The following is a 4,708-nucleotide window of genomic DNA, read 5'->3' as shown; positions in this document are numbered from 1 at the left end:
GGCACTGCTCGATAGGTTTCTTGCCTGTATGAAACCTGCCTCAACAACTGGACGCCGGCCTCGTGCCGGCGTTTTTTTTGGCCCGCACAGCCCAGTCTGACGCGGTGATGGCTGGCCGCGGCCCTTGTCACCGCCGCCGCGCCTGCCATTCTCTGCCGCAACGCGGCGACAGGGCAGGAGGCGCATCGTGACACTCAAGGGCAAGACGGCCGTCATCACCGGGTCCACCTCGGGAATCGGTCTGGGCGTGGCGCATGAACTGGCCCGCGCGGGCGCGTCGGTGGTGATCAACTCCTTCACGGACCGGGACGAGGACCACGCCATCGCGCGGGAGATCGCCGAGGCGCATGGGGTGGAGGCGCGCTACATCCAGGCCGACATGTCGAAGCCCGACCGGTGCCGCGCGCTGATCGAGGCCGCCGGCGCCTGCGACATCCTGGTAAACAACGCCGGCATCCAGCATGTCGCGCCCATCGAGGACTTTCCGCAGGAGAAATGGGACGCGATCATTGCGATCATGCTGTCGAGCGCCTTTCACTGCACCGCCGCGGCGCTGCCCGGGATGCGGCAGGCCGGCTGGGGTCGGGTCGTCAACATCGCCTCGGCCCACGGGCTCACCGCCTCACCCTACAAGGCGGCCTATGTCGCGGCCAAGCACGGGCTGGTGGGCCTGACCAAGGTCGCCGCGCTGGAGACCGCGCGCGAGCCCATCACCGCCAACGCGATCTGTCCGGGCTACGTGCTGACGCCGCTGGTCGAGAAGCAGATCCCCGACACCATGGAGAAATACGGCATGGGCCGCGAGGAGGTGATCGAGAAGGTCATGCTGGAGCGGCAGCCCTCCAAGCAGTTCGCCAGCACCGAACAGATCGGCCAGACGGCGGTCTTTCTGTGTTCGCCCGGCGCCGACCAGATCACCGGCACGACGATCAGCGTGGACGGGGGGTGGACCGCGCTCTGACGAGCGGCGCGGAAGGGGGGCTGTCTGCCCCCCTCGGCGGCTTCGCCGCCTCACCCCCCGAGGGTATTTCGGGCAAGAGGAAGGACCAAGCGGATGGCCGAAGTCCGGCGCATCAACCTGGCGCTGCAGGGCGGGGGGGCGCATGGCGCCTTCACCTGGGGCGTGCTCGACAGGCTGCTCGAGGACGACGGGATCGAGATCGCCGGGATCTCGGGCACATCGGCGGGGGCGCTCAACGGCGCCGCGCTGAAATCGGGGCTGATCGAGGGCGGGCCTGCGCGGGCGCGCGAGGTGCTCACGGAGCTCTGGGGGCGGATCGGCGCGGTGGGCGACATGCGGATGCCGGCCTGGATGATGGGGATGATGCCCGATCCCGGCCTGCTGGCGAAGACGCTGGCCTATTCGCCAGCCTTCTCGGTGGCCGACGCGCTGTCGCGCGCGCTGTCGCCCTATGCCTACGGACCGTTCTACCGCAACCCGTTGCAGCCGATCGCGGAGGGCTTCAACTACGGCGAGGTCTGCGCCGAGACGGGGCCTGCCTTCTTCGTCTGTGCGACCAACGTGCGAAGCGGCAAGGTGCGCGTGTTCTCGGGTGAGGACATCGGACCGGAGGCGATCCTCGCCTCCGCCTGCCTGCCCACGCTCTTCCAGGCGGTGGCGGTGACCGATCCCGAGACCGGAGAGGTGGAGCATTTCTGGGACGGCGGCTACAGCGGCAACCCTGCGCTCTTTCCGCTTTTCGCGCCGGAGCTGCCCGACGACATCGTCGTGGTGAACATCAACCCGCTTGTGCGCGACACTGTGCCCGTGACGCCGCAGGAAATCCAGAACCGGATCAACGAGATCAGCTTCAACTCTTCGCTGCTGCGCGAATTGCGCGCCATCGCCTTCGTGCAGCGCCTGATCGACGCGGGTCGCATGCCGGAGGGCGCGATGAAGCGCGTGCTGGTGCACATGATCTCGGACGACGCGCTGATGAACCGCCTGTCGGTCGCGACCAAGCTGGTGCCGCTGCCCGGCATCATCGACGAGCTTTTCGAGGCGGGGCGCGCGGCCTGCGACGGCTTTCTCGCCGCGCACCGCGACGACCTGAACAGGCGGCAGAGCGTGGATCTGGCCGCGCTTTACGGCTGAGGCGTCACTCGGCGGCGCGCGCCGGCCCCACGACCACCGGCGGCGCGGCGGGGTCCTTCGGGTTGGGATAGACAAGGCCCGCCGAGATCACGAGCTTCGCCGCGTCCTCGATCGACATGTCGAGTTCGATCACGTCCTCGCGCGGGAAGAACAGCAGGAAGCCCGAGGTGGGGTTGGGCGTGGTCGGCACGAAGACCGAGAGCAGGTCGCTGCCGGTCTGGGCCTTGTGCGACACCTCGCCCTTCGCCTCGGTCGAGATGAAGCCGATCGCCCAGATCCCCTTGCGCGGATATTCGACCAGGCAGGCCTTCTCGAAGCTGCGCTCTGACTGGGCGAAGACCGTCTCGGCGATCTGCTTCACGCCGGAGTAGATCGAGCGGACCACCGGCATCCGGTCCACCAGATGCTCGGCCCAGCGGATCAGGGCGCGGCCGATCACGCCCTTGGCGATCCAGCCCACGAGGACGGTGAACAGCAGGAAGAAGATCACCCCCAGGCCGCGGATGTTGACTTGCGTCTCGGGGCCGAAGATGCGCTGGAACAGGCGCTCTGGCTGATAGGCGCCGGGCACGAAGGGCAGCACGAAGCTGTCCACCCAGCCGATCACGGTCCAGATCAGCCAGACGGTCAGGCCGACGGGCGCGATCACCACGATGCCGGTGATGAAGCTGGCCCGCAGTCCGGCGAAGAACCCGCGCCGTCGGGGGGGATGGAGGGGGTCGTCGTTCTGGGGTGCGCTCATGGTCCCGTGCTGCCCTTGCAGCGGTCAACGCATGAAAAATAGAGTCTCCGGCATCTCACGGCAATGGCGCCCGTGGGCTGCGGCCGTCGTCTGCTGCCTGTGTGGCGATTGCCTGTGCGATGGCGGCGCCGAGGCGGGCGTTGGCGCGCACCAGCGCCTCGTTGGCGGCGAGCGTGCGTCCCTGCGTGAGCGCGCGCAGCCGGTCGAGCAGGAAGGGCGTCACGGTCTTGCCCGCGATGCCCCGGGCCTCTGCCTGCTGTTGCGCCGTCTCGATCAGCGGCGCGAGCTCGGCGAGCGGGATCTCGTCCTCGGCGGGGATCGGATTGGCCACCAGCTGCCCGCCGGGCAGACCCAGGGCGCCGCGCATCCGGTGGGCGCGGGCGATGCCGGCCGGGTCGTCCATGCTGAGCGGGGCCTCCAACCCGCTTTCGCGCGCCCAGAAGGCGGGAAAGCCGCGCTGGCCGTAGGCGATGACCGGCACGCCCAGCGTCTCGAGCACCTCGAGCGTCTTGGGCAGGTCGAGGATCGCCTTGGCGCCCGAGGCCACCACCGTGACGGGGCTTTGCGCCAGTTCGTGCAGGTCGGCGGAAATGTCGTAGCTGGTTTCGGCGCCGCGGTGCACGCCGCCGATGCCGCCGGTCGCGAAGACGGCAATGCCGGCACGGGCGGCGGCAATCATGGTGGCGGCCACGGTGGTCGCGCCGCTGCGCCCCTCGGCCATGCAGACGGCGAGGTCGGCGCGCGAAAGCTTGGCGATGCCGTCCGCCCGCGCCAGCCGGTCCAGCGTGGCGGCATCAAGGCCCGCGCGCAGGCGCCCGTCGATCACCGCCACCGTGGCGGGAATGGCCCCGCCGGCACGCACCTCTGCCTCCACCTCGCGCGCGAGGTGGAGGTTGCGCGGCCAGGGCAGCCCGTGGCTGACGATGGTGCTTTCCAGCGCGACGACCGGGCGGCCGGCCTCCAGTGCCGCGGCCACCTCGGGCGACAGGTCGGGGCGGATCATGCCGGCACCTCGCCCGCGACATGGGCGGCGGCGGCGGCGAGCGCGCGGCCAAGCGCGGTTTCAGGGTCCGCGCCGCCCAGTTCTGCCGCGACATGTGCGGCCATGAAGGCATCGCCCGCGCCGGTCACGCGCGCGACCAGGACCTCGGGCGGCGTGGCCGTGACGAGGCCCGCGGCCGATCCCGCGCAGGCCGGTCGCGCCGCGTCGGTAACGACAGCACGCAGCGCGCCGCGGTCGAGAAGCGCGCGTGCCGCCTCTGCGGCGGTGGCCAGCGACCGGCCCGCCAGCAGTTCCGCCTCGCCGCGATTGACGTAAAGCGTGGCGCGCGCGTGCCGCAGGAAGGGCAGCAGCCGCTCGGCCTTGCCCGGCGAGGCGGGCGCCACCCGCAGGTCCGCCGCCGCGAAGGCCGGTTGCGTGGCGATCTCTTCCAGGAGCGCGAGCGTCAGGTTGCCATCCAGTGCCACGGGCCCCGCCCAGGGCGCCTCCGCGGTGCCCAGCGGCCCCTCGGTCAGAGGGCGCAGGATGCGCGCGCCCGCGGCCTCGAGCGAATGGGCGTCGGCGATGGCGGCGACCAGCCCGCCCGCGCCCTCGATCGCCATGTAGCGGTCGGTGGGCAGATCCCGGGAGCGGTAGAGATGCGCAACGTCAAGTCCCATCGCCGCGCAGGCGGCAACCAGCGCCTCGCCCTCCGGGTCGCGCCCGACGGCGGATATGAGGGCAGGGCGCAGGCCCAGCCGCGCCAGCGTCATCGCGATGTTGAGCGCGACACCGCCTGGCGTCTGCGCGATCCGCCCCGGCACGTCCGCGCCCGGCGGCATGGCCGCGGGCGTGCGGCCGATCACGTCCCAGAGGACCGAACCGATGCAGA

General features: G+C 70.8%; 5 protein-coding genes. 2 read left to right on the top strand and 3 right to left on the bottom strand.

Going from position 1 to position 4,708, the window contains the following annotated elements:
* Nucleotides 1-187: 187 nt before the first annotated feature.
* On the top strand, nucleotides 188-961 hold the full coding sequence (locus ACLFOB_RS14250; protein ID WP_410915807.1) for a 3-hydroxybutyrate dehydrogenase: 774 nt from the start codon (nucleotides 188-190) through the stop codon (nucleotides 959-961).
* Between the two features lie 93 nt (nucleotides 962-1,054).
* On the top strand, nucleotides 1,055-2,095 hold the full coding sequence (locus tag ACLFOB_RS14245) for a patatin-like phospholipase family protein (RefSeq protein WP_410926511.1): 1,041 nt from the start codon (nucleotides 1,055-1,057) through the stop codon (nucleotides 2,093-2,095).
* A 4-nt stretch (nucleotides 2,096-2,099) separates the two neighbouring features.
* On the opposite strand, the gene ACLFOB_RS14240 is transcribed toward ACLFOB_RS14245, so the two are convergent.
* The 3 genes from ACLFOB_RS14240 to ACLFOB_RS14230 all read right to left on the bottom strand — a co-directional run.
* Nucleotides 2,100-2,837: a DUF502 domain-containing protein gene (locus tag ACLFOB_RS14240; protein WP_410926510.1), complete on the bottom strand. Its 738-nt coding sequence runs from the start codon at nucleotides 2,835-2,837 to the stop codon at nucleotides 2,100-2,102.
* Nucleotides 2,838-2,892: 55 nt separating this feature from the next.
* Nucleotides 2,893-3,840: a pseudouridine-5'-phosphate glycosidase gene (locus tag ACLFOB_RS14235; protein WP_410926509.1), complete on the bottom strand. Its 948-nt coding sequence runs from the start codon at nucleotides 3,838-3,840 to the stop codon at nucleotides 2,893-2,895.
* On the bottom strand, nucleotides 3,837-4,708 hold an 872-nt coding region (locus ACLFOB_RS14230), incomplete at its 5' end, for a PfkB family carbohydrate kinase (protein ID WP_410926508.1). The genes ACLFOB_RS14230 and ACLFOB_RS14235, both read right to left, overlap by 4 nt.

This window comes from Rhodosalinus sp. (assembly GCF_046542825.1).
Taxonomy (GTDB): Bacteria; Pseudomonadota; Alphaproteobacteria; order Rhodobacterales; family Rhodobacteraceae; genus Rhodosalinus.
The sequence above is the reverse complement of the archived record's forward strand: the minus strand, read 5'-3'. Positions and strand labels throughout refer to the sequence as shown.

Excerpts from the sequence above, each read along its gene's own strand:
- ACLFOB_RS14245 (WP_410926511.1), top strand. The coding sequence starts at position 1,055 with ATGGCCGAAGTCCGGCGCATCAACCTGGCGCTGCAGGGCGGGGGGGCG.
- ACLFOB_RS14240 (WP_410926510.1), bottom strand. The coding sequence starts at position 2,837 with ATGAGCGCACCCCAGAACGACGACCCCCTCCATCCCCCCCGACGGCGC.
- ACLFOB_RS14235 (WP_410926509.1), bottom strand. The coding sequence starts at position 3,840 with ATGATCCGCCCCGACCTGTCGCCCGAGGTGGCCGCGGCACTGGAGGCC.